This is a genomic window from Microcoleus sp. B3-D7 (genome assembly GCF_036705305.1).
Lineage (GTDB): Bacteria > Cyanobacteriota > Cyanobacteriia > Cyanobacteriales > Microcoleaceae > Microcoleus.
Genome location: NZ_JAUBUE010000040.1, coordinates 36,907 through 62,408, shown reverse-complemented (window position 1 = coordinate 62,408; position 25,502 = coordinate 36,907). Strand labels below are relative to the sequence as shown.

At 46.3% G+C, this 25,502-nt stretch carries 20 protein-coding genes; 6 read left to right on the top strand and 14 right to left on the bottom strand.

The window, feature by feature from the left end:
* Positions 1–488: 488 nt before the first annotated feature.
* The 6 genes from QUB25_RS22760 to purL form a co-directional block, all read right to left on the bottom strand.
* Positions 489–1,574, bottom strand: a complete 1,086-nt coding sequence (locus QUB25_RS22760; protein ID WP_333186367.1) for a DUF3474 domain-containing protein — start codon at positions 1,572–1,574, stop codon at positions 489–491.
* A 736-nt stretch (positions 1,575–2,310) separates the two neighbouring features.
* Positions 2,311–3,777 (bottom strand): amidophosphoribosyltransferase, encoded by a 1,467-nt coding sequence (purF, locus tag QUB25_RS22755; RefSeq protein ID WP_333186363.1) that lies wholly within the window; start codon positions 3,775–3,777, stop codon positions 2,311–2,313.
* Positions 3,778–4,474: 697 nt separating this feature from the next.
* Complete coding sequence (locus tag QUB25_RS22750) at positions 4,475–4,801, bottom strand: type II toxin-antitoxin system RelE/ParE family toxin (RefSeq protein ID WP_333186360.1); 327 nt, start codon at positions 4,799–4,801, stop codon at positions 4,475–4,477.
* A complete protein-coding gene (locus QUB25_RS22745; RefSeq protein ID WP_333186357.1) occupies positions 4,798–5,046 on the bottom strand; it encodes a type II toxin-antitoxin system ParD family antitoxin in 249 nt (82 codons plus the stop codon). Before QUB25_RS22745 ends, QUB25_RS22750 begins: the two co-directional genes overlap by 4 nt.
* A 243-nt stretch (positions 5,047–5,289) precedes the next feature.
* Complete coding sequence (locus QUB25_RS22740; protein WP_333186354.1) at positions 5,290–7,314, bottom strand: bifunctional serine/threonine-protein kinase/formylglycine-generating enzyme family protein; 2,025 nt, start codon at positions 7,312–7,314, stop codon at positions 5,290–5,292.
* Positions 7,315–7,535: 221 nt separating this feature from the next.
* Positions 7,536–10,097 carry a phosphoribosylformylglycinamidine synthase subunit PurL gene (gene purL, locus QUB25_RS22735; RefSeq protein ID WP_333186350.1) on the bottom strand — a complete coding sequence of 854 codons (2,562 nt, stop codon included), beginning with the start codon at positions 10,095–10,097 and terminating at the stop codon, positions 7,536–7,538.
* A gap of 142 nt (positions 10,098–10,239) precedes the next feature.
* Here purL and QUB25_RS22730 point away from each other — a divergent pair, with 142 nt between their 5' ends.
* The gene (locus QUB25_RS22730; protein WP_333035987.1) at positions 10,240–10,845 is read left to right on the top strand and encodes a pentapeptide repeat-containing protein; all 606 of its coding nucleotides are present in this window, start codon (positions 10,240–10,242) and stop codon (positions 10,843–10,845) included.
* A 9-nt stretch (positions 10,846–10,854) separates the two neighbouring features.
* On the opposite strand, the gene QUB25_RS22725 is transcribed toward QUB25_RS22730, so the two are convergent.
* The gene (locus QUB25_RS22725; protein WP_333186347.1) at positions 10,855–11,481 is read right to left on the bottom strand and encodes a Uma2 family endonuclease; all 627 of its coding nucleotides are present in this window, start codon (positions 11,479–11,481) and stop codon (positions 10,855–10,857) included.
* A gap of 136 nt (positions 11,482–11,617) precedes the next feature.
* On the opposite strand from QUB25_RS22725, the gene QUB25_RS22720 reads away from it, so the two are divergent.
* A complete protein-coding gene (locus QUB25_RS22720) occupies positions 11,618–13,351 on the top strand; it encodes a DUF3352 domain-containing protein (RefSeq protein ID WP_333186344.1) in 1,734 nt (577 codons plus the stop codon).
* A gap of 135 nt (positions 13,352–13,486) precedes the next feature.
* Here QUB25_RS22720 and mrdA read toward each other — a convergent pair whose 3' ends face one another.
* A complete protein-coding gene (gene mrdA, locus QUB25_RS22715) occupies positions 13,487–15,313 on the bottom strand; it encodes a penicillin-binding protein 2 (RefSeq protein ID WP_333186343.1) in 1,827 nt (608 codons plus the stop codon).
* Between the two features lie 558 nt (positions 15,314–15,871).
* Between mrdA and QUB25_RS22710 the strand changes: the two genes are divergently transcribed.
* A complete protein-coding gene (locus tag QUB25_RS22710; RefSeq protein WP_333035992.1) occupies positions 15,872–16,354 on the top strand; it encodes a hypothetical protein in 483 nt (160 codons plus the stop codon).
* Between the two features lie 147 nt (positions 16,355–16,501).
* Positions 16,502–17,308, top strand: coding sequence for a serine O-acetyltransferase (gene cysE / locus QUB25_RS22705; RefSeq protein WP_333186340.1), 807 nt, complete (start codon positions 16,502–16,504; stop codon positions 17,306–17,308).
* 222 nt (positions 17,309–17,530) lie between these two features.
* Here the strand turns inward: cysE and QUB25_RS22700 are convergent, their stop codons facing one another.
* A complete protein-coding gene (locus tag QUB25_RS22700; protein ID WP_333035995.1) occupies positions 17,531–18,112 on the bottom strand; it encodes an Npun_F5749 family FMN-dependent PPOX-type flavoprotein in 582 nt (193 codons plus the stop codon).
* Between the two features lie 123 nt (positions 18,113–18,235).
* On the opposite strand from QUB25_RS22700, the gene QUB25_RS22695 reads away from it, so the two are divergent.
* On the top strand, positions 18,236–19,354 hold the full coding sequence (locus tag QUB25_RS22695) for a tocopherol cyclase family protein (protein WP_333186336.1): 1,119 nt from the start codon (positions 18,236–18,238) through the stop codon (positions 19,352–19,354).
* A gap of 47 nt (positions 19,355–19,401) precedes the next feature.
* Positions 19,402–19,902, top strand: a complete 501-nt coding sequence (locus QUB25_RS22690; RefSeq protein WP_333186334.1) for a plastocyanin/azurin family copper-binding protein — start codon at positions 19,402–19,404, stop codon at positions 19,900–19,902.
* Between the two features lie 7 nt (positions 19,903–19,909).
* Here the strand turns inward: QUB25_RS22690 and QUB25_RS22685 are convergent, their stop codons facing one another.
* From QUB25_RS22685 to pflA, 5 genes are all read right to left on the bottom strand, one after another.
* On the bottom strand, positions 19,910–20,815 hold the full coding sequence (locus QUB25_RS22685; RefSeq protein WP_333186332.1) for an MvdC/MvdD family ATP grasp protein: 906 nt from the start codon (positions 20,813–20,815) through the stop codon (positions 19,910–19,912).
* Positions 20,816–21,027: 212 nt separating this feature from the next.
* Positions 21,028–21,342 carry a hypothetical protein gene (locus tag QUB25_RS22680; protein WP_333186328.1) on the bottom strand — a complete coding sequence of 105 codons (315 nt, stop codon included), beginning with the start codon at positions 21,340–21,342 and terminating at the stop codon, positions 21,028–21,030.
* A gap of 123 nt (positions 21,343–21,465) precedes the next feature.
* Positions 21,466–21,759, bottom strand: coding sequence for an ATP-dependent Clp protease adapter ClpS (gene clpS / locus QUB25_RS22675; protein WP_190743461.1), 294 nt, complete (start codon positions 21,757–21,759; stop codon positions 21,466–21,468).
* 227 nt (positions 21,760–21,986) lie between these two features.
* Positions 21,987–24,617 carry a bifunctional acetaldehyde-CoA/alcohol dehydrogenase gene (adhE, locus tag QUB25_RS22670; RefSeq protein ID WP_333186327.1) on the bottom strand — a complete coding sequence of 877 codons (2,631 nt, stop codon included), beginning with the start codon at positions 24,615–24,617 and terminating at the stop codon, positions 21,987–21,989.
* A gap of 123 nt (positions 24,618–24,740) precedes the next feature.
* Positions 24,741–25,481 (bottom strand): pyruvate formate-lyase-activating protein, encoded by a 741-nt coding sequence (gene pflA, locus QUB25_RS22665; RefSeq protein WP_333186325.1) that lies wholly within the window; start codon positions 25,479–25,481, stop codon positions 24,741–24,743.
* Positions 25,482–25,502 lie beyond the last annotated feature (21 nt).

Sequence of the window (25,502 nt, the reverse complement as noted above, 5' to 3'; positions counted from 1 at the left end):
GCTCTACCATAGGACTGGCAATGCTTTTGGGGTGTGTCACTCCTTATACTACCACGAGAGTGACAAAAGAGGGTTAACCGCCTTGGCGGTTGCTATAAGTCCAGGAATCTTATTCCGTTTGGGCAAGACTTTCGGTACTAATTGGGTAGGTAAATACTTTCACCAGTCGCTCTAACCTCACTTGTTTCTTGCTCTTGTATCAAATTCAACAAGATTGTCCGTAAAAGAAACTGGGCTGGTGTCAGTAGTTTTTATAAGTGAGTCTGATAAAATATTGGTAACATTTATTTTGGGCATAAGCGACCGTGTAACGATTTGACTCCCTATCTTTTTTTACTATAATTCGGGTGCATTTTTACCCACTCTGGGTTTGGGGCCGCTTGTTAGCCCTCCAGATGTGGAACATCTAATTAAACACGCCCAAAAATAATGAAAAACCCGGTTTCTTTAAGAAGCCGGGTTTTTGCGTATTCTATTGTTTATTTAAGCTACTTAACTTCAGCCGATCGCCGACTGTTAGGTGATTCGTAGTAAACTCCAGAACCTGTATCCGAGACAAAATGACAATCCCAGTAAGAGCGAATAAAGCTCTTCCAAATTGGCTCGGTTGACTTGCGATAATAATCGCCCAACACTGGCTTGATGGCTTCCGTTGCTTCCTTCAAGTGATAGTGCGGCATGGTCGAGAAAATGTGGTGGGCTACGTGGGTGCCGATATCGTGATGGATGGAATTGATGATTCCGTAGTCGCGATCGATCGTAGACAATGCACCTTTCAAGAAAGACCAATCTTTACCGCGATACCAAGGAATATCGGCTTCTGTGTGGTGCAGGAATGTTACCAAATCCAGCCACATCACGAACACTACATAGGGAACCAAGTAGAACTTGAGTAAAAACAGCCAACCAAACTGATATGTTAGCGCGCCTAAAAAGCCTACCATCAGTACCAAGGATGCGGAACTCGTCAACACATCCCATTTTTCGGACGGACGGAAAATCGGGCTACCGGGCATGAAGTGAGAACCTGCCCGATCGGGCGATCGGCGAAATAGATAAATTGGATAGGCAAATAACATCAAATAAAAGCGTCCTAGCTTTTCGTACCAAGGCATTTGATTGTATTTGCTCTCCGATACCGGATACCAGCTTTCATCGTTATCTAAGCTGCCTGTATTTGCGTGGTGGGTTCTGTGACTAATCCGCCAACCGTGGAAGGGTACGAGAATTGGAGCGTGGGAGAGGTGTCCGATCAGGTTGTTGAGCCATTTGCTCTTAGAAAATGAACCGTGTCCGCAGTCGTGGCCCACTACAAACAATGCCCAAAACATGGTTCCCTGCATCAACCAAAAGATTGGGTAAAACAGCCAGGAATCGACGGTGTAGGCGATCGCATACAAACCTGCGATGATGCCAATATCTAAAAAGAAATAAGCCAGAGATTTCCATGCCGAGGGCTCAAAACAGTGGGCTGGAATGGCTGCCTTGATATCTTGAAGAGTAAAAGGTAACTCTGCTGTACGAGAGAACGAGTCTTGATTGCTCGGGGGATTGAGAACAGTATTTGATTGCACGAAGTTTCCGATTTAAGCTGACTTGAGAAACCGCATTCCGCCTTGTAACAGTCAATCGATTTTAGATTTTAGATTTTAGATTTTAGATTCACTCCACAGATCAATCTGGGGGCTTAAACTAAGATCTAAATTTTTTGGCTCTCCCGGACTGGAGTCGGGGGGTTGTATCCCTATGCAGGTGAAGTCACTTTCAACCCGCAAGGAGCCATATTTTTACTCTGCAAGGGTTCCTAAAGTTCTTTAGTTCGCATGAACAGCCCGTCCGCGATTCTCAAGCAAGTTGGCTTGTGGAATACTTGTGTGGGAAAAATTTGTGCGATCGACCCTGTTATCTGAAAAAATCTCATGTGCCCGTTGTTGGTGCGAAATGCGACTTCCATCTGAGAGTGGACATCTGGAGGAACTACCTCCAGTCTGCAGGTAGCATACAGCGCTTCGAGCAAGAATTGTGAACGAGAGTGTAGGGAAAGACCATCGATTTTAGATTGGCGATTTTAGATTCAAGGACAAATCTCAAATCTCAAACCTGCAATCTCAATCTAAAATCCGAGTGTTGGGTTTCACACAAGTTCTACCCAAGCGACTGTTCACTACTGTTCACAAATTCTGCAAGAATTGCTAAAGCTAAGTTAATGTAACATTTCTACACACATTCTGGCAATGACTTACCAGAAAAAATAGAAAACCCATAAATTGGGGAAAGTGACGGGCGATCGCTTTCCCACTTTTTGATTTTCTAGGTTCCAGCTTTTTCTAATATGAGCTTAGACCGTTTTACCACTTCTGGAACGTCGATCGGATAATCACCAGTGAAACAGGCCGAACAAAAACTCATCGGGTCTTCGTTAGTCGCCTTCAGCATTCCATCCCAACTCAAGAAAGCCAAAGAATCAACCCCAATTTGGGCGCCGATTTCTGCGACTGACTTAGTAGCAGCAATCAACTGATCTTGATTGTCGGTGTCGATTCCGTAGAAACAAGGATGAGTCACCGGCGGCGAAGAAATTCTCATGTGAACTGCCGTTGCGCCCGCATCCCGCAAGGCTTTGACGATTTTGCGACTGGTTGTGCCGCGCACGATCGAATCATCGATAATAATTACTCGCTTCCCTTCCAACACATCTTTGAGAGGGTTGAGTTTCATGCGGATTCCTGACTCCCGCATTGTCTGAGTCGGTTGAATAAAAGTGCGCCCGACGTAGCGGTTTTTAATTAATCCTTCGGCGTAAGGAATGCCGGAAGCTTGAGAAAAGCCGATCGCCGCCGGGATTCCAGAATCGGGAACGCCGATGACTATATCCGCATCAGCCGGAGATTCTGCTGCCAACAAACGCCCGATCCGCAGCCGGTAGCTGTACAAACTTTCACCTTCCATCTGGCTGTCGGGTCGAGCAAAATAGATCATTTCAAAGATACAAAGTTTGCGCTTCTGCTGCTGACTCCAGTGGAAGGAAGCCATACCTTCCTCTGTAATCCAAACTAATTCCCCCGGTTCTACGTCCCGCAAAAATTCAGCACCGATAATATCCAAACCACAAGTTTCCGATGCTAAAACGTATCGTACCGGAGTTGTCGGGAGGATGCCAATTACCAGCGGTCGGACGCCGTGGGGGTCCCGAACTCCCATCACGCCTTTGGGGGTGGCGATCGTCAAACTAAAGGCTCCTTGGCACATAGCAAAGGCGCTGATCGCTGCTTCGAGCCAGTCTTTGCCCTTGTCTACCTCGGAACCGATCGCCACTGCGATCGCCTCTGAATCCGTCGTGCTGACAAATTCGCACTTCCGAGACATCAACTCTTCCCGCAATTCTTTGGTATTGACAAGATTCCCGTTATGTGCTAAAGCGAGACTTCCCAAACGGGTTTCGACGACAACAGGTTGAGCGTTGACAACCCGCGACGAGCCGGTAGTAGAGTAGCGAGTGTGGCCTACTGCTAAGTTACCGGGCAAGTGACCTAAACTCGATTCGTTAAAGACTTGGGAAACCAGTCCCATATCTTTGTGCAGGTGGACTTTTTCACCTTCAAAGGTGGCAATTCCTGCTGATTCCTGACCGCGGTGCTGCAAAGCATACAAACCGAAGTAGGTCAACTTGGCGACATCTTCACCCGGTGCGTAGATACCGAAAACGCCACAAGCTTCCTCGGGCTTGTCGGGTTTGCTAGAATGCTCGTCAGCCGCGAAGGAATGGTTGGGAATCATAGATGGGTGGGTTCCTAATGGGGAAGGTGGGTTAGGGGGACAGTTTTAGCGGGAAATCTGGTTTGCGAAAGCGTCGCATAACTTAACATTCCCTTAATCTTGCCACGGATCTGTCATTATTTCCAACTCGTGTAGCATTTCAGACAGAAGCGATGCGGCGTTTAAGGCCATTGTAGTATCGATCGCCACCAACTCCTATAGTAACCTTGATTAACGGCAGGCGAGGGATTTGATGATAGAAAAATACTGTTGGCGAATTCGCCAAGGGTGTTACCCCTTACATCTGGAATGCAGCATTTGGGTTCGCTGTGGCTACTTAATAGCTATATGGTTAATTAAACATTTAGTCTTGATCCACCATTTTTAGGGGTTCGTGGTGAAACCATTTTTAAATTCGCCAACAGTCTCTTGAAATTGCTTAAGAGTCAAACTCTCGTCCCAGTAGAGGGGAACGAAGAAATAGGCGATCGTGCAATGGAAAATAAATTAGAAACTTGCTTGATGGGCGTTTTAAAATATTAGGATTTAAGGGCGATCGAGCTTGACTTATTCATAAAATTGACCTACTATATCATCATGGTAATCTGTGCGACAATGTAATGTCATTTTGGGCGCGATAGAGTATTAAGTAATGTCGATAGGAGTGAACCGTGGGATGGAAATTTGGCAGCCTGAAAAATTTTTCTAATCTACAAAGTCAATCAGCTTCATCTCCTGACAAAACTTCCTCTAAATCTCTCGCTGCGTGCAGAATTCTCACTACCTCAATATAGTTATCAAAAGACAGATAGAAAATCAGATAATTTTCAAAGCCCCTAACTGATAATCTTCGCAAACCCTCCAACCGTGGATTTTGAACCGGATACAGGCGACCCATTCCCGACATTTGAGCCAATTTCGCAAATGTCTGACGTGCTGCATCAAAAAAACGCAATGCAGCATCAAGATTATTTTGAGCAATATAAGCAAAATTTTCGTCTAAATCTTGACTTGCTCTTGGTGTAATAACAATCCGTTTAGTCATTGCTGCTGCCGGTCAAGTTTCTGCACCAAATGGGCGCGTTTTTGTTCCCACCAATCATCGGTAATCTCTATAGAACTGCCACTATCCAAACCCGCCAACAATAACGACTCAACCCGCGTGGCTCTTGCTTGTTCTTGGCGAATTAGGTGCAAGATGTATTCCGCTGCATTACTGTAGCCTCCGATTGCCACTTGTTCGTTAATAAAATTTTGAATTGAATCGGGAAGAGGAAGATTGAGGGTCATATTTTTTATCCTTCCTGATGTGTGACCTTGGCATATTTTAACCATTATAGGGCTTATGCACGGGTGGTCAGAAACCGGGTTTTTTTGCCCAGAAGACGGGCTACAGACCACAAAAACTGCAAAAAACCCGGTTATGAAGGTTTTGATGCGTCCAGGACTATATTTATAAACCAGGTTGAAACCGCCAAGCCTTAAAAGAAAAATCCTCGCGGGAGACTACTGTACAGCAACGGAAACCGGAGACTAGGCGGAAACCAAAGCCACGCGAAAACCGATGTCTGAGAAACGATCGCCCGCCAAGTTGCTAAGACGATACGCACTGCGACAATTCACCGCAGTGTCGTTCCAGGAACCGCCACACCGCACCCGGCGATCGCTTCGATCGTTGTCGAGATGACTGCACCATTCCCAAACATTTCCGTGCATATCATAAAGTCCAAAAGCATTGGGTGAAAAATTCCCGACCTCAGTTGTTTGTTTGCGGTAAAGTCCCTTCGATGCCCCAGCGTAGGGATTATTGCCATTATAATTAACTAAATCCGGGGTAATTGTTTCACCAAAATAGAAAGGTGTTTTAGTTCCGGCGCGGCAAGCATATTCCCATTCCGCTTCTGAAGGTAAGCGATAAGTCTTGCCTGTTTTTTTAGAAAGCCGCTTGCAGAATTCCACAGCGTCATTCCAGCTTACTTTTTCCACAGGAAGTTTCGCACCTTTGAACTCAGAAGGGTTATTTCCCATCACCGCTTGGTATTGTTCTTGAGTTATCTCATATTTACCCATAAAAAAAGCAGGCATATTCAGGGTAGGCTGCGCCCCTTCATAGCTACTTCGTCCGGCTTCCGTATCCGGGGAACCCATCAGGAAAGTGCCGCCAGGAATTGCTACCATGTCTAGAGTAATACCATTCCCAATATTTTCTATAAAAGCCTGTGCTTTTCCTTGACGGCGGTTGGCGATTTTCCCCGTTGAGTTGACTGTCACTGTTTCAAAAGTAAAGCTTTTTAAAGCATTGGAATATGGCTTAGGTTTTGGAGTTTCTGGTGGGGGTTTTGGAGATGGTTTTGGCGATGGACTTTCTGCTACAGATTGTGGAGATGGTTTTGGGGATGAACTTTTGGCTGTAGTTTTTGGAGATGATTTTTGAGCTGATGATTTAGGAGATGGCGGCTGCTTGTTGGATGAAGGTGGAAGATTCGGTGAAGATGAAGAAGATTTGTTGTTTAACAAACTTTGACTCAGCAGGGCTAATGCAAATCCTCCCCCAGCAAAACCCGCTAATTGCAAGAAACCTCGCCTTGTTGTGTTAGTTGGTAACGGCAAAGAGTGTTGTGGAATCACAGGAATTGTGGGAGGTGGTGTCGGTGCGGGAGTTTGTCTTGACTGACGTTGAAAATCTATTAAAACTTCCTCGGCTGATTGATAGCGCTGTTGGATATCTTTTGCCAACAACTTAGATAAAATCACTTCCAATCCCTTGTCTATGGGACTCTTCAAATGTTGCTGCCAATTTCCTGTCCAGCTATAACCGTGTTCCGTCCACAAACCATAAGGATGTACCGCCGTCAGTAGATGAAAAGCCGTCGCCCCCAAGCTAAACAAATCGCTGGCTGCATAAGCTTCACCCCCTTGCATTTGTTCAAGCGGTGCATAACCATGCGAACCAATTTGCGTTCCCCGTCTTGATATCACTGTTCCCGACAACTGTTTGGAAACTCCGAAATCAATCAGCATTAACACACCGTCCCTGCGACGGCGCATAATATTCTCAGGCTTGATATCTCGGTGAATGATTTTTTGTTCGTGAACAAACTTGAGAACAGGTAGAAGTTCGAGTAATAGTTGCTTAACTTGGTTTTCTTGCCAAATTCCCTGATTGTGGAAAAGCGTCAACAAATTATCCCCATCCACAAACTGCTGTACGAGATACAAATATTTGTTGTCTTCAAAGTAGGCATCTAGTGATGGAATTTGGGGATGTTGTCCTAGCTGTTGCAGTTGTCTGGCTTCTTGCTGAAATAATTCTACCGCTTTGCTAATCGCCCAAGTTCCCTGGACATCTGGTGCTAATTGTTTAACGACACAGGGTTGATTGAGTCGATCAATATCTTCTGCTAAATAAGTTCTGCCGAAGCCACCTTGACCGAGGAGTTTGATCATGCGGAAACGATTTCGCAGGAGGGGTACGAGTTCCAGGCCGCAACTGATGCAATATGTTTGTCCGTCGGGGTTTTCGGGTTTTTGACAGTCGGGATTGATACAGCAAATCATTTGTTTTAGGAATGATATTGTTTATATTGTATAGTGTGCAAGAACCCCGACTTCTGTAATAGGTTTTTGCCAGAATCGTGAATTTTGTAAGAAGTCGGGTATCTCAGGTGTGTCTTTAAACCCGGAGATCCCCCCTAGCCCCCCTCTTAAGAAGGGGGGGACAAGAGTATTCAAAGTTCCCATTTTTAAGGGGGATTTAGGGGGATCGAAACTTCATGTTGTCAAACAGATGCAATCCGACGCTCGATCGCATTATAGAATCGATCGCCCATATCACCCATCGAAACCTCAATTAACGCTTGATTGTCAGCACTCACAACCCGGAAAGGTGATTCAGCACAGCAAACTAAACCAATTTTCTGCCACATTTTTGTCAAATGTTCTTGCAGGTAAGACTCCCAAATTTCTTGATTTTTCGGTGCGACTGAAACTACAATGCAGTTGCCCATTTCACCAAACAAGATTTCATCCCAGCGGCCCACCTTCTCCGAATTGAAACTGAGATGGATTTCGGCACCCATTTTAGCAGAGATACAGCATTCTGCGAGGGCGATCGCAATTCCACCTTCCGCACAATCATGGGCAGAACCTACCCAACCTTGCCGAATTCCATCGCGACAAACCGATTGCACTTTTCTTTCTAACTCAAAATCTATCCTTGGCGGTTTCCCCGCTACAATCCCGTGAATTGCTGCTAAATATTCCGAACCCCCGAGAGTAGGAGAAGTTGCAATTTTTGAGCTTTCAGATGAAAGTTTTGAGTTTTGGGATAATTCCCCCATTCCCAACACATAAATTAAATCACCTTTCTTGAGCCAAGCTTGGCCGCAAATCTTCTTCAAATCGGGAATCAACCCCACCATTCCAATTACCGGAGTCGGATAAATTGGTTGAGGGTTTCCCTCAGCATCAACAGTTTCATTGTAAAGAGAAACATTGCCGCCAGTCACAGGCGTTCCCAACTCGCGACAAGCATCAGCAATCCCGCGACAAGCTGACGCTAACTGCCAATATCCGATCGGCTTTTCAGGACTGCCAAAATTCAAATTATCAGTAACTGCGAGAGGTTCAGCACCCACACAACTTAAGTTTCTCGCTGCTTCCGCTACGACTGCTTTTGCACCTTCATAAGGATCGAGATAAACATAACGAGAATTGCAATCAACCGTTGCAGCAACTCCAGGAATCATCCCCAGGGGCGCTTCCTCCTTGCTAAGGGGGGGAGAAACTTTTGGAGTTTCCCTACCTTGTGCCTTTGTAAATAGAGGAATTACTTCTTCTTCCTGTTTGCTTTCCGAAGCTAGAGAAACAGCATTTTCTCTGAGTAGATCCCCCTTAGCAAGGGGGTGTACTTCTAGCCCGTTACCGAGAGAAGATTGGCAAGGTTCTAGCGGACGCAATCTGACAACCGCAGCATCAGCGCCTCCCGGTAAAACAACAGTATTGTTTTGCACTTGATGATCGTATTGGCGATAAACCCAGCGTTTAGAAGCGATGGTGGGAGTATCTAAAAGCGTCAGCAAAATCTGACTCCAAGTTTGGAAATTGCCGTTAATTTCGATACCTGTAACTGTGGATTGTGGCAGGGAATCCGCCGTCCATTCCCATGCTTTTTTAGCATATCCTGGCGGCTCTGTCAACAGTTCTCGGTGATAAATTGGCGTGTTATCTGCCAAAGCAGTGGCGGTAATTTCGGCAGCGATTTCGCCTTTAAATAGAATTCGGACGATCGGCTGTTCGATCACTGTCCCCGCGACTACCGCGTGCAATCCCCAGCGGTGAAAAATATCGATTAATTCCTGTTCGCGTCCTTTTTGGGCAACAAACAACATCCGTTCTTGGGATTCTGAAAGCAGGTATTCGTAGGGAATCATGCCGCTTTCTCGGACTGGAACTTTGTCTAAATCAAACTCAATGCCAACGCCGCCTTTGGCTGCCATTTCTGATGTGGAACAGGTGATTCCGGCAGCACCCATGTCTTGGGCGGCGACGACTGCACCTGTTTTGAATGCTTCTAAACAAGCTTCAATTAAGGATTTTTCTAAAAATGGATCTCCTACTTGGACTGCGGGGCGATCGTCCATTGATTTGTCGGTCAATTCGGCACTGGCAAAACTTGCTCCTCCCATGCCATCTCTGCCAGTGGTTGAACCGACATAAAGCACGGGATTTCCGATTCCCGAAGCGCCGGATTTGACGATTTCTTGAGTTTCCATTAAACCCAAGGCCATGACGTTAACTAGCGGGTTGCCGGAATAAGCAGGATCGAAGTAAACTTCGCCGCCAACTGTGGGTACTCCGATGCAATTTCCATAATGGGAAATTCCCGATACTACGCCTTTGAACAATCTCTGAGTTTTAGCATCGTCTAAGTTGCCAAAACGCAGGGAATTTAAAAGTGCGATCGGGCGTGCACCCATTGTGAAGATATCGCGGAGAATCCCGCCAACACCGGTTGCCGCACCTTGGAAAGGTTCGACGGCAGACGGGTGGTTGTGCGATTCAATTTTGAAGGCGAGTTGCAAGCCGTATCCCAAGTCTACGACGCCGGCATTTTCTCCAGGCCCGACGAGAATTCGATCGCCCTCTGTGGGAAACTGTTTTAATAGCGGCCGCGAATTTTTGTAACAGCAGTGTTCGCTCCACATAACGCCGAACATTCCCAATTCAGCTTTATTAGGATGGCGACCTAGACGCTGAACGATTTCTTCATATTCTTCAGGTGTGAGTCTTTCACCGGCAATTTGTTCGGGGGAAAATGGGGATTCGGAGAAGGGAGACATGGAAACTCGTTATAAACCACAGGCTTTATTCTAAATGCCCTGTGCTTGGTTAATCTAAAATCTATAATCTAAAATCTATAATCCTAGGTCTTTGGGTTGCTAACCTAAAATCTAAAATCTAAAATCTAAAATCTAAAATCGAATGACTCAACCTCGAAATCTCAATTTTGCTAACCAAAACTTGCGGAACCGTTCTTTTAAAGGCCTTGACTTGTCAGGGGCGAATTTCAGCGGTTGCGACATTCGAGGCTGCAATTTCACCGGGGCGATTTTGAGGGGGGCAAATTTTCAGGGTGTCAGAACCGGACAAAGCCGCAGGCGGGTGAGAAATTTGATTGCTAGGGCTGGGGTGACAGCGGTGACAGTGACGGCGGCTGGGGCTTTGACTGGACTGATAGCCGGGGCGGATGCGGGGGCTGTGGCGGTGGCCGGAACGGCTGCTACGGCGATTGCTGCGACTCGGGGCGAGGCGGGAATTGTGGCGGGGGCTGTGGCTGGGGCTGCTGCTGCGATCGGGGCTAGCGGTATTGTGACATTTTTGGGCGGAGATACTATCAGGGGAATTGTCTTATTTTTGGTTTCTGGGGTAATTCTTGGGTTAACTGCGATCGGCTTTTTTATTGCTGTTGAAGAAATAGAAAAATTGTCGGTAACGTCGTTTAGAAAGGCTGATTTAACTGATGCTGTATTCGATCCTGGGGCGGTTCTAGATGCAGATTTTTCCGATGCGCGAGGAGTGCCGTGGTAGACTACACAATTACTGATTTTTTACCCATTCCCGGAATTCTCGCACTGCTGCGGTTGCGCCTGTAGTTTGACAGCGATTAATAAATTCGTCAACTTTTGCAGTCGGTAGCATCGGGAAAGCCCGGGAAAAATTGCACTCGGCATATTCGCCATTTTGCAATTGATAAAACTTGATGCTTCGTCCGTCGTACCGCCAAATTTCTGGTACGCCTAAATCTGCATATAAATCAAATTGATTTAAGGAACTGCTGGTAATATCAATTTCTAGTGCTAAATCTGGCGGCGGATCTTGAGCAAAGTCTAATTCTGTTCTCCCTCTGACCAGTGCTTCATTCTGGATATAATAACATGAATCGGGTTCTTTTCCGGCTGCTTTTTTGCGTTTCTTAATAGTCATCGATCCAAAGGGGTTGTACTCCAGATTGAGTTCTTCTATGAGAGTTACAATTAAGCGATCGATCAGCCTGTTGCGATTTTCATGTTCCGGTAGCGGCACCATAATTTCTAATTGACCTTGATGATAAGCAATTCTGGTGGAACGTTTGTTGCCCAGTTCCGCTAGCAGGCTTTCATATAAATGCCAACTGATATTTGGCAGTAAAACTCGCTGTTCGGCGGGCGTTGATATTGTTAGCATTTTACTGGGATTTTATAGTTTGAGAATATTTTAGTTTATCCTTTTTTTTTGCGAACACCACAAAAAGTATCTGCCGACAGCTACGGTCATGCGCTACTCTAGTTAATAATAGACTGTGGTCATTAGTCCTTGTTGTATGAAGCTGCGATCGTTCTTTTCTTTCCTCATTGCTGGCGTCTTGGCACTCTTAGGCTTGAGTGCCGGTGGTTTTTACTGGCTGACAACTCAAACTCCCCTGAATTTGCTCGCTGGCGGGCCGACAACTACTCCGGCTGCGGCTGTGTTTGTCTCGAAACAAGCACCTTTGTTAGCATCAATGCTGGTAAATCCCGATCGCCTCGAAGCATTGCGACAAGTTTTTGCCACTCCCGAAGAAAGAAGTCGATCGCACGCAGAATTTGAGCAAATCAAAAATAGTTTCCTCGCCAATACGGGCCTGGATTACAGTCGAGATATCCAACCTTGGATAGGTGACGAAATTACCCTCGCCCTCACAAAGCCAGATTTCGATGGCGACAGCAGCAACGGCCAACAAGCCGGGTTTTTGCTGGCCGTTTCCTCCCAAAATGTCGATCGCAGCCAACAATTTCTCGACTCCTACTGGGGCAAACAAGCTCGTGCCGATAAAACAGTTCATTCGGAAATATATAAAGGCGTGAGAATTAATTATAAACAAGCACCAAGAACCCAGAAAAAATCTGCTTCACTTTCGCCTTTTAACCCGTTTTCTCTGCCGACTTCAAAGTTGCCATCCAGCTTCGCAACAGCAGCCATCGTCGGTAATTTAAATTCTGGGAATAACCAAAATTTTGTTTTATTTTCCAATAGCCCGATTGTGATTCGAGATGCAATTAATAACGTTGAATCAGCAAACCTAAATCTCAACACTACCCCGGAATATCAAAAAGCTTTGCAGCAGCTAACTCAAGGCAGAATCGCTTTAGCATTTGTCAATCTCCCGCAATCAGCAACCGAGCAAAATCCCCAAGTTTCTCTTAATTCCCTCGCAGTTGCTGTCGGAGTCAACCGACGGGGATTGCTGGCTCAAACTGCTTTAGTGACATCGCGAGAAAACACAGCTTCTCCAACACTCTCCGAACCAGTGCAAGCCTTACAATACATTCCCTCAGCCAGTCCTTTCGCCGTCGCCAGCACCGATTTAAGGAATTTTTGGGCTGATTTGTCATCGGCGGTTTCCACTAATGCAGAAGTCTCAAATTTAGTCGATCGCACTCTCGCAGATATTCAGCAAGTTTGGGGCGTCAACCTGCCCCAGGATATATTTGACTGGGTACAAGGAGAATACGCTTTAGCAGTGCTTCCGAATTCGTCAAATAGTGCCGATTGGATTTTTGCCGCCGAAACATCTCCCGATTCCAAAAAGGCGATCGACAAACTCGATGAAATTGCCCGCAGCAAAGAATACAGCATCGGCAGCTTCACTCTCAGAAACCAGAAAATTACCGCTTGGACGCAGTTGACAACGAACCCAAATTATGGAATAGAAAATAAGAGAAAAAGTGCGATCGAAACTGAGGCAAAAGGAGTCCGAGCCACCGTCGGCAAATACGAAATTTTCACCACCTCAGTAGAAGCAATGGACGCAGCACTAGAGGCAGCAGAAACAGGCTCTTTAGTTGCCAATCAAGATTTTCAAACCAGCATTGAACCGCTACCGCCATCTAACGACGGCTATTTTTATTTAGACTGGCCCTCCAGCAGGGCAATTTGGGAAAAACAAATCCCGCTGTTGAGGTTAATTGAACTTTCGGCAAGACCATTGTTCGATCACTTGCGATCGCTCACTGTCACCAGTACGGGAGAAATAACAGGAATTCGCAAAGCTACAATATTTATGCGGCTGAATTAGTCAGAAGGAAGTTCGGCAACGAGCAATGTACGGGATGTAACGGATGTAAAGGATAGAAGGAAGAAGGAAGAAGGAAGAAGGAAGAAACTATCCCCAATTCCCCATTCCTCATGCCCAATGCCCAATGCCCAATAACTAAGGACTTATCACTACTGGCTGCTTCACCTTTTTCGGTTTCCCAAAATAAGCTTGAAATACCTCTTTGGCGATCGGGGCTGCGGCAACAGAACCATAACCGCCATTTTCCACAACCACGGCGATCGCAATTTCCGGCTTGGAGGCAGGCCCGAACGCCACATACAAAGAGTGATCGTTCTGTCCGATGACCTCGGAAGTCCCTGTTTTGCCCGCCGTCAGCGGAATCGTACCGTCATTCATCCCCTGTCCCGTACCCTCGGCAACCACCGCGATCAGTCCTTCCTTAACCACCTGAATTGTTGAAGGTTTCATCCCCGTATGTACCCGTTGAGTCTCCGGCGTGCCGGTCATAGAAGTCAAAAGATGAGGCTTCACCCGATAGCCGCCGTTAGCGATCGAACTCACCATCACCGCCGCCTCCAAAGGAGTCACCAACACCAACCCCTGACCGATCGACATCGTTACCGTATCACCCGCATACCAAGGTTCTTTATAAAGTTTCTCCTTCTCCTCCGGCGTCGGGATTTGACCGTGATCGCCGCCGCCTAGCCCCAAAAGATTCAAATCCGTATCCTTGCCAATTCCCAAGCGGTGTCCCCACTTAGAAATTTGCTCCGGCCCGGTACTAATCCCCACTTGATAAAAAAATGTATTGCTGCTGAAAGCCAAAGCATCCCGAAAGCCGATGTCGCCGTAACCGCCACTGTGTTCGTTAAAATCAATTCCCCCCACAGTAATGTAAGACGAAGTACCGAGAATTGAGTCCGGCGAAAATTTGCCCGACTCCAGGCCCGCGACGGAAGTCACAATTTTAAAGGTGCTGCCGGGGGGATAGCCTTGCATGGCCCGATTCAAAAATGGATTTTCCGGATCTTGAAGAGTTTCCCACTCATCTTTAGTGATTTTTCGCGTAAACAGATTGGGATCAAAAGTCGGGTGGCTGGCCATAACTAATACCGCCCCGGTTTTGACATCCATCGCCACTACTGCTCCCCGGCGGTGCCCCAAGGCTTTTTCGGCTGCTTTTTGCATTTCCAAGTCTATGGTTAGCTGCACCGCCTCACCGGGTTTGGGCGGTGTCTCTCCCATCAGCCGCAATTCTTGATTTTGGGCATTTACCTCGATCAGCCGATCGCCCCAAACTCCGGCAATCTTCTTGTTAGAGCTCGCTTCTATGCCCATTTGACCGACAATCATCCCCATCGGATATTCGGGATGATCTTCCAAGTCTGCTGCGGTAGCTTCGCCAATATATCCGATAACGTGAGCCGCCAAACTGCCTTCGGGATAGTAGCGATTCGCTTCTGGCCGCACTTCCACTCCCCGCATTTGTCCCACCTGTTCTGCTAGTGGCACAAACACCTCTGGCGGCATTGCTTGCTTGAGCCGCACCGGTCTGTAGGATAGAGGATCGACCTCTTTTAATTTTTTTAAAATTTCTGGTGCTGGGATTTTAACCAGCGGACTCAACTTTTCTGCAGTCGCTTTCCACTCTTCCGGCGTTTGTTCTTTCGGCCACAAATATACCGATCGAGCTAAATTGTTTGCCGCTAGCAACTTGCCTTTGCGATCGATAATATGTCCGCGATTCGCCGGCATTGGCACTAGGCGAACGCGATTGTTTTCGGCTCGTTCCCGGTGTTGCTTCCCTTGTATCAGTTGCAATTCCACCAGCCGACTAGCGTGCAGGCCCAGCAAACCTGTTGCCACCAGCATTAACACGATCGCCCGGTGTATCGGACGATCCTGTTTTTTAGGAGTTTCCCCCAGGGTTTTGTCAGAAGAGTGAAATCCTGAGATCGAATAAACTTGTCGTTGCATCATTCTATAGGTAGATGTCAAATCCTAGATTTTAGATTCCTGATTGTCAATTGTGAAGTATACATCATCAAACCGGGGCCGATCGGGCCTTGACCATTGGGGGAAGCGGCATTATTGAGAATTAACTTTTGACTAATAACTAATAACTCCTCACTCATGACTGCTGACTGTTGACTAATCCCCCAAGCACCAAGAAATAGCCAGAAAAATCAAGGCCAGGCTCACCCAATTAGGGATGTGGAGCCAGCCAGATAGACCTATAGGTAACAATACCAAGGCCTGTGTCAATAGGGAACCGATCGCCAACAGCAAGGCTAGGAGTATCAAATTTATCATCTTGACACCGTACCATTTCGGATATGAGTCGAGCGCCTGTGGCAGAAATCCGAGTGGCACAAGCGAGCGCGATCGTACAGGGATTGTCCTGATAGACATAAGGAAGAGAAGCCAGGAGGTTTTGAACTAATTTAAAAATTATTCTTCCTCCAGAGTTTGTATTCGAGGGACTGCGATGGGTAAATTCTGAGTTGTGATTTTAAGTTGTGACCGAGGAGTATTGCCATGTTGTTTAATCAGCGAGCCAATTTCAAAAACGGTGCGCTCTTGGCGGCGATCGCCGCGATCGCCGCCCTACCAGTTTTAGCAGAAACAGCCAATTTCGGCACTTTAACTTTATCGCGAGGTTTTGCAGCCCCAACAGCAGTTTTGAGAGGTTCCACAGGCGGATCGTACTCTCTATCTGTCATAGCCAACGCCGATCGCCACAAAAACAAATGTTTGGGTTTTGCCACCCCAACTCCAGACCACATCATAGTCTTGCAACAAAAATTTTCAAAACTCACACTCCAAGTCAACAGCGGAGGCAAGGACACAACCTTACTCGTACAAGGCCCCGGTAATGCGGTGCGCTGCGGAGACGATATAGGTCAGAATAAAGATGCTGGCATACTTGATTCTGACTGGCAAGCAGGCTCTTACAGGATTTGGGTAGGTACTGTCGAACCCGGAGTCAAGTCTAACTATACAATCTCAGTACAGGAATAGAACGCAGCGACGCTGTGGCCTAACCACAATAAAATGTCGTCAAATTCTACCCCACTCTCCCCCCTCCCGATCAACCGCTCACTTCCCCCATCCAGTAAAATGTAAAATCGAAAGTGGCGTGTTTAACCAAAATAGGTAACTCCGAAAGTGCTAAAGACTCTTAGAGCTGACTTCAGTATAATTTTCGATCGCGACCCTGCCGCTCGCAACTGGCTGGAAGTTTTGTTTTGCTACCCCGGTCTTCAGGCCCTAGTGCTGCACCGCCTCGCACACTGGCTTTATGTGTTGGGGCTTCCCTTCATCCCCCGCTTGATTTCCCACATTGCTCGCTTTTTGACCGGAATTGAAATCCACCCAGGGGCAACCATCGGCAAAAGCGTATTCATCGACCACGGTATGGGGGTTGTGATCGGCGAAACAGCGATTATCGGCGATTTTGCCCTAATTTACCAAGGTGTCACTCTTGGCGGTACTGGCAAACAAAGCGGCAAACGTCACCCTACCGTCGGCGAAAACGTAGTTGTAGGTGCCGGCGCCAAGGTACTCGGCAATCTGCAAATTGGCAATAACGTCCGCATCGGCGCCGGTTCCGTCGTGCTCCGGGACGTACCATCTGACTGTACAGTGGTAGGGATTCCCGGCCGCATCGTCTATCGATCGGGAGTGCGCGTCAATCCCCTAGAACACGGCAGTTTGCCGGATTCGGAAGCTGTGGTAATTCGCTCTTTGCTCGATCGTATCGAGTCCCTCGAACAGCAAGTAAAAAGTTTGCTTCCTCAAGCATCTGTCTCCTTAACTTCTGTTCCCAATTCCCACAATTTCCACTCAGTATCAGAAGCTTTAAACCAAGCCAGCAATGTAGCCTTAGCCGAAAAAACCCAACTAGCTGCAACCCCTAGCTGCAAGTTAAAAGATAAAGCCATTCAAGAATTTTTCGACGGCAGCGGCATCTAAAATTTGAATTGGGCATTGGGCATTGGGCATTGGGCATTGGGCATTGGGAAGAAGGCCCGCGCAGGGCATTGGGCATTGGGCATTGGGCATTGGGCATTGGGCATTGGGCATTGGAACTGACAACAAATAACCAATAACCAATAACTAATAACTAATAACCAATAACTAATAACTAATAACCAATAACTAATGACTACTGACTACTGACTACTGACTTCTTTTTCAAGGATTAACCGATCGCACAGACCAATTTCCCTCCCCGTCGCGCCGATAAAGCGACCGGTTCTGCGGTTCTCCCCGCAACTCCAAAAAATCCACCGTTTCCGGTTCCAACAACAGCAAGCAAAAATTAGGCAGCGGGTCGATCGCATTTGGGGAAGCAGAATCAAAAGCACTAGCCTCGGCTTTGTCATCCCCCGGATGTGGCCAAGCAAACTGTGCTCTAGCCGCCTCAGAAAGCTCCTGCCAAGTTGTGCGCCGGGATAAACAAAACTCTGCCTCTGGATAATCTGCCCCTACCAAAACTAGCTTTCCAGCAATCCGAAATTGTTCGCGAGTTTTCGGGAAATACCAGCAAATTTCCCCCCAAGGATAGAGGTTAATCTCCTCTGCCTTTTGACTGCGAATATCTGTAATAAACTTTAACTGATTAGTATCTGCTAAAAAGCCTCTAAACACCACAGTGCGGTTGGCCGGACGCCCGGTAGCCCGAACAGTCGCTAGTTGCAAGTAGCGAGCAAAAGCAAGACTGCGGTTGCGGTGGAGCGCGCGAGCTAAGGGCGATCGCCAAAGTGCTAAAGACATAATTAATAACCTATCATATGGGTAATTGGTAATGGGTAATTAGTGCATTTTCCCTTCTGCCTCCTGCTTCTCTCCCCTAAACTCACAATTTACAACTTTTAAAATCTTGCTATTGGTAATTTTATGTCAAATTCACTCTCAAAACTCAAAACTATTGAAACTCCCCACAGTGGCTACCACTGGGACGGTAGTTCCCGGCGCTTTTTTGAAGGCTGGTACTACCGAATAACCTTACCGATTCACGGACAATCCTTTGCATTCATGTATTCCATCGAAGACCCCAGAGGCGGTCTACCTTACAGTGGCGGTGCAGCTCAAATTCTCGGCCCGAAAGATAGCTATTTGTGTCGCACCTTCCCCGATGTAAATAAGTTTTGGGCGCACCGAGAAGGCTTGGCTTTCGGACATTGGGGCAAAACAGATTTACAAATTAAACCCGAATATTTAGAGCCGCAAGTATTCGACAGCCGCGTCGAAGAAGGCTATCAAGCTACTGCTACTTTGAATCAAGGTTATCTGCACGATCCGGGAAGTGGCAGCCACTGTTTTTGGCAGTACGAAATTCAACCTATTTATGGCTGGGGAAACTCAGAGGAAATCCAGAGATCTACAGCCGGAATGCTATCTTTTCTGCCCGTATTTGAGCCTGGATGGCAAATTTTAATGGCTCACGGTTTAGCCACGGGCTGGATCGATTGGAATGACCAACGCTACGAATTTAAAGATGCTCCTGCTTACAGCGAAAAAAACTGGGGCGGTGCTTTTCCCCAAAAGTGGTTTTGGATTAATTGCAATTGTTTTCAAGGGGAAAAGGATTTAGCTTTAACTGCTGGCGGCGGGAAGCGGGGCGTGCTGTGGTGGATGGAATCGGTAGCAATGATTTGTCTGCATTACCGAGGAAAATTTTACGAATTTGTGCCTTGGAATTCGCAAGTTAGTTGGACTATTGAGCCTTGGGGAAGCTGGAAAATGCAGGCTAGAAACAGTCAGTTTGAAATAGAGTTAATTGGCACTACAAACAGTTCTGGTACTTATCTGCGAGCTCCTACAGAAAAAGGCATGGCTTTTTGCTGCCGGGATACGACGCACGGCGAATTGCGCTTGCAACTGCGAGAGTTGTTGGGGGGGAATGTCGAAAAAAATGGCAAGCAGCGTTCTAGAATTATCTTAGAGGCTCAAAGTTCTTTATCGGGTTTGGAAGTTGGGGGCGGGCCTTGGGATGAAGTTTGGCGATCGAATTAAACCATTAGTCATTAGTGATTAGTCAGTTAATAGTAGTGAGAACAGCCATGCTCCATTTACTCGGTTGGCAATTAGCCAAATTCTACCCCAGCCAGCGGTTAGAAAAAACTTTCAAGGTGATTTTGGGGCTAATTTTATGTTTTAGTACAATTTTGATGCCGGCGGCAATTGCTAGTGCGGCAGGTGATTTGTCTCGGCAACCTGTCACCGAAATTACTATTAATTTAGGTAACGAAGCTGGGGAACTCAAATTCTTTCCCAATTTGCTAGAATTTGAATCGGGCAAGCGCTATAAATTACTGCTAAAAAATCCCAGTTCGCAGAAACATTATTTTACTGCTAAAAACTTTGCTGATGCGAGTTGGACTCAAAAAGTTGAAGCTGGGAAAGTGGAAATTAAAGGAGCGATTCACGAATTGGAACTTAAACCGGGCGCTATGGCAGAATGGGTGTTTGTGCCAATGAAATCAGGAACCTACAACCTGCGATGTACGGTAGCCGGACATACGGAAGCGGGGATGATTGGCAAAATTACGATCGCCTCTTAAATCCCAGTTAATACATTAACAGATTGACTAATTTTTGTGTAATACGAAAACCAGTCTGACGCTCAAAATGTCTGAACATCGGACTAGGATTTGCCTCTAAAAATACATACTCGCCCGTTGGCTTGAGACGCCAATCAATAGCAGTCCAATCGAGCATAAATGCCTTTAAGATTGCTAAACATTGTTGGTGAACAGAGTCTGGCAAATCTATCGGAATTAACTCGGACTCTAAATCTTCCCGAAAGTCCAAAGCTTGACTGCGAATTTCTGCCGAATAAACTGATTCACCAATCACATAACTGCGAATGTTTGTCCCAGGAATATACTCTTGTATTGTGATTGGAGAAATACTCAAAGCCAAGTCCAGCCGATTAGGTTCTAAATGTGCCTCTGTCACCAACTTGGTATGAGCGCCACCATAAACGGGCTTAAAAATTACTTTTTTATGAGATTGGAAAAACTCCCTAACTTGGTCTGGATTGTTACTGATTAAAGTTGCAGGAATTGTCACTCCTATTTGCTTTGCCAGACTCAGTTGTAGGGGCTTTTCTTTATGAAATTGGTATGCCTGCCAGGAATTAATCCAGCGAGCCGGACAAGCTTGCATTAGCGATCGCACTGTACTCATGGAATCGTTCAATGCAACTTGCTGTTGATTTGCATCTTTTAAAGGTGCAACGCCAACACCGGAAAAATTGCGCCAAAATACACTGTGAATATCTTGAAAATTCAACTGGCGACCTCCGGGTAGCGTCAAGCACCCTACCAGGGTATCAGGTTGCCAAGACAGACGTAACTGTCTTGGAAACTGATAGGTATCTAAATAATCTACTTCTGCACCGGCTTGGGTGAGAGCATCTTTTATATGAGCAGCATGAGCATCTGAATCGTTACCCAGAATTAAAATGTTCATGGGAATTTTGAAAATAAAAAATAGGCTACAATCAAGTACAAATATGAAAAGTCGCATCACTTGTTTTGAGAGTGTTGCAACTTTTTTTTATTGAAAAAAACACTGAAAAAACACACACGAATGAGGCTGAATCTTTGAAAGTCTTATTACAGAAACAAGCGGAATAGTTCAGGAATTAGGCAGAATCTCTACCATTGTCTGCACGAATGAGATTACCAATCAAGAGGTCCTCCACCGCCTTCAAACCAAGCTTTTGTGTAAGGTCCTCCACCCTCTTCACCTATAGCCAGAGTGGTCATTGGAGGGTCAATGGGAATAGGCTTGGGAGGAAATCCTCCTCCTCCTTCACTTCCCGGACAGGGAGCTGAGATACACTGTATCCCACCACCACCTTCTTCACCTAGAGCTAGAGTGGTAGCCCTTAATCCACCTCCGATGCGGGTGGCCTGTTCATCAGTTAGCGTCTCTTCAAAATCCAAATCAATTGCTTCGAGATCAGCAATATCTAGATCAAAAGGATGATTCATAAAATTATCCTACTTGAGTAAAAGATTAGGCTTGTTTACCCATAATCTAAATCAAGAGGATGAAGTGATGTTGCCATTTTGGCAAGTTTCAAAGTAAGTATTGTAACTGTCAGTTAAAAAAAGTTAAGCTGACTCTAGCGGAGCCATTGTCAGCCCCGCACGGCTCAATTGCATATGATAAAGTTCTGCTTGCTCTTGCGGGCCAACCCAGACTGTGGCCTGGCCTTCGTGGTGGATTTGGTTGGCGAGTTTCCAAGCTTGATCGCTCGTCATCCCCGGAATGTATTTCGTCAAACATTCCACAACGTGCTGGAATGTGTTGAAATCGTCGTTAAGAACTATTACCCGATAGTTGGGATAAGGTTTGCGGGTAACTTGACTCGATCGAACGGGTGCTATGGTTGGTGAAGAGGTCATCGCGCGAACAGCCACTAAAACTACAAAATTCGTAAAATAGTTACCTCTAAAATTATAACACAATTTCAAAATGTTTCAACCCCTACTTGGTATTTTAATCCGCTTCGGGGTTTATTTTCACAGCCAGGCCCTGCGTTAGATTTCTCCAGAAACTGTGGGGAGTAGAGGTTAGGCATCCTGTCCCCCATTGACAGGCTTTTCTGGAGAAATCTATTGCACCGCGCCAATTACACCAAGGTTAAGACTCGATTGAGTTCAGAAGTGTCTCCGCCAGAATACGCTTGCAGCAGAAGTTGCTTTAAATCTTCAATCAGCGGATAGCGGGGGTTAGCTCCGGTACACTGATCGTCAAAAGCGCGATCGGCCATTTCCTCCACGCGAGCAAAAAAGAAATCATCACTCATTCCCTGACTGGCAAGAGCCTCCTGAATCGTGCTAGGAAGATCTACCTCACGCTTCAGAGCTTCCACCGCTGCGATCAACTTCTCAACTTTTTCATCTTCTGTATCGCCGCCCAAATTCAGATAGTCCGCAATTCGAGCATAACGCCACTTGCTGTTAGGATACTTGTTTTGAGAAAAAATCGCTTGTTTGAACGGAACATCCGTTGCATTGTAGCGAATTACATGGGAAATCATCAGCGCATTCGCTAAACCGTGAGGAACGTGGCAAGTTGCACCTAATTGGTGAGCTACTGAGTGACAAACCCCCAGAAAAGAGTTGGCAAATGCCATCCCGGCCATCGTAGCAGCATAATGTACTTTCTCCCGCGCTTTCGGATCGTTAGCACCATTTTTGTAAGCGCTGGGCAGGTATTTAAACAGCAAACGAATCGCTTCTAAAGCCAAACCATTTGTATACTCAGAAGCCAACACCGAAACATAAGCTTCTAAAGCGTGAGTTAGCGCATCAATGCCGCCGTAAGCAGTCAGTTTCCGGGGCATATTCAGCGTAAGTTCTGGATCGACGATCGCCATACTCGGAGTCAGAGCATAATCTGCAAGCGGATACTTAATCCCCGATCGTTCATCCGTAACAACCGCAAAAGGCGTGACTTCCGAACCCGTTCCCGAAGTAGTGGGAATTGCCACCATAATTGCCTTCGATCCCAAAGGCGGCAGTTCGTATACCCGCTTGCGAATATCCATAAACCGCATCGCCAATCCTTCAAACTCAATTTCTGGATGCTCGTACATCAGCCACATTACTTTAGCAGCATCCATCGGCGAGCCACCACCAAAGGCAATAATCACATCTGGATGGAAACTATTGCAGATTTCTAAACCTTTGCGAACAGTAGCCAGCGAAGGATCGGGTTCTACATCGTAAAATGTGTAGTGATCGATGCCGATTTCTTCCAAACTATCTGTGACTTCCTTAGTCAATCCCAATTCAAACAAAGGTTTATCCGTCACGATCAAAGCACGTTTCTTACCTGCAAGATCCCTCAAAGCTACAGGAAGACAACCCGACTTAAAATAAATCTTGGGAGGAATGCGGAACCAGAGCATATTCTCGCGGCGTTCTGCTACGGTTTTGATATTAAGCAGGTGATGGGGTGTCACATTGACAGAAATCGAATTATCGCCCCAGCTACCGCAACCGAGGGTAAGGGAGGGATCGAGGCGGAAATTGTACAAATCGCCGATCGCACCTTGAGAAGAAGGCGTATTAATCAGCACCCGCGAAGTCTCTAGTTTACTTTCAAAATAACGAATGTGCTTCTGATTGTGGGGGGCGGTGTAGAGTACAGAAGTATGTCCGTGTCCGCCAAAAATTATCAGCGCTTCAGCTTTGTCTACTGCTTCAGTAAAGTCCTTGGCGCGGTACATTGCGAGAATCGGCGAAAGTTTTTCACAAGCAAAGGGTTCTTCTTTACCGACCCCATCCACTTCTCCAATCAAAACCCTGATGTTTGACGGCACTAAAAAACCCGCAATCTGGGCCACTTTTTGCACCGATTGTCCGACAATTTCGGGATTCAATCGACCATCAATTAATATTACCTGCCGCACTTTTTCCCGTTCTTCAGCATTCAGGAAATAAGCTCCGCGCTTGATAAATTCCAGTTGCACTGCATCGTACACCTCATCCACAACAACCACCGATTGTTCCGAAGCACAAATCGTGCCGTTGTCGAAAGTTTTGCTGAGCAAAATTGAGCTGACAGCCATTTGGATGTGGGCGGTTTCATCGATGATGGCGGGAGTATTTCCTGCGCCGACACCGAGGGACGGATGCCCTGAAGAGTAGGCAGCTTTTACCATTCCCGGCCCGCCAGTTGCCAAAATTAGTTTGATATCGGGGTGCTGCATCAAAGCTTGGGAAAGCGGCACAGTTGGCTCATCAATCCACCCAATAATATCCGGTGGTGCTCCCGCCGCTACAGCAGCATCGAGGATGATTTTTGCCGCCGCAGCCGTGCAGGATTTTGCGCGGGGATGGGGCGAAAATATAATGCCATTTCTCGTCTTGAGCACGATTAAAGACTTGAAGATGGTGGTGGAAGTCGGGTTAGTTACAGGAACGATTCCCGCCAGCACTCCCACGGGTTCGGCAATGCGTTCGTAGCCAAAATGCCGATCGGACTCGATGATACCGCAAGTCTTGTCGTTTTTATATTTGTTGTAAATCATTTCCGAGGCAAAATGATTTTTGATTGCCTTATCTTCGATGACTCCCATTCCCGATTCTTTGACTGCTGCCTTGGCTAAGGGAATGCGGGCGGCATTAGCGGCTAAAGCTGCTTGCTTGAATATGCGATCGACCTGTTCTTGAGTGTAGGTGGCAAATTCAGCTTGGGCTGCTTTCACTTTTTGAATGAGCGCTTCTAATTCATCTACATTGGTAACTTTCATGTTGTTTTTCCTAATGTTTATTTCGGGAAAATTATTGCCTCAATCTTTGATTGTAGGGAACCTGCTGATCGACGCAGATAATTTCAAGATTGTTGGTGAGTTGTGAACGCGGTCTTTTAATTATTATATACCGCTAGCTCCGATCGCATTTACCCCCCGACTGTGAAAAATTTCAACAGTTTGTTGCACGAGTTGCGGTGAAGCTGGAGGTGTATCCTTGAGTTCGTAATCCAGTTTTAATTGTTCCCATTTGTATTCTCCCATTTTATGAAATGGTAATACTTCGACTTTTTCCACATTGTTCAGATTGGCAATAAAATCCGCTAGTTTTTCTACGTTTTCGATGGCATCTGTGAGGTGAGGAACTAGAACGAAGCGAATCCACGTCGGTTTGCCAATTTCGCTGAGATATTTTGCCATTGCTAAAGTTGGCTCGATCGAAACGTTGGTGACTTTGTAATACAGTTCGGGAATGTAGGATTTGATGTCCAATAAAACCAGATCGGTCATTTCCAGAACCGGTTTAGCAACTTCTAAAAGACAGAATCCTGATGTGTCAAGGGCTGTATGCAATCCCATTTGATGACAGCGACTAAAGATTTCTCTGACAAAATCCGGCTGCATCAACGGTTCGCCGCCGCTGACTGTAACGCCTCCTTTCCGCAGGTATGATTTACATTTTGTAATTTGATCGATTAAATAATCAACGGTTACTTCTTTACCATCGTGGGAATTGTGGCAGTCGGGATTGTGACAGTAAAGACAGCGTAACGGACAGCCTTGGGTGAAGACGATAAACCGGATTCCGGGGCCGTCTACGGTACCAAATGTTTCGATTGAATGAATGCGACCAATTCCAGACATTGATTTGGTTTTGAATTTTGC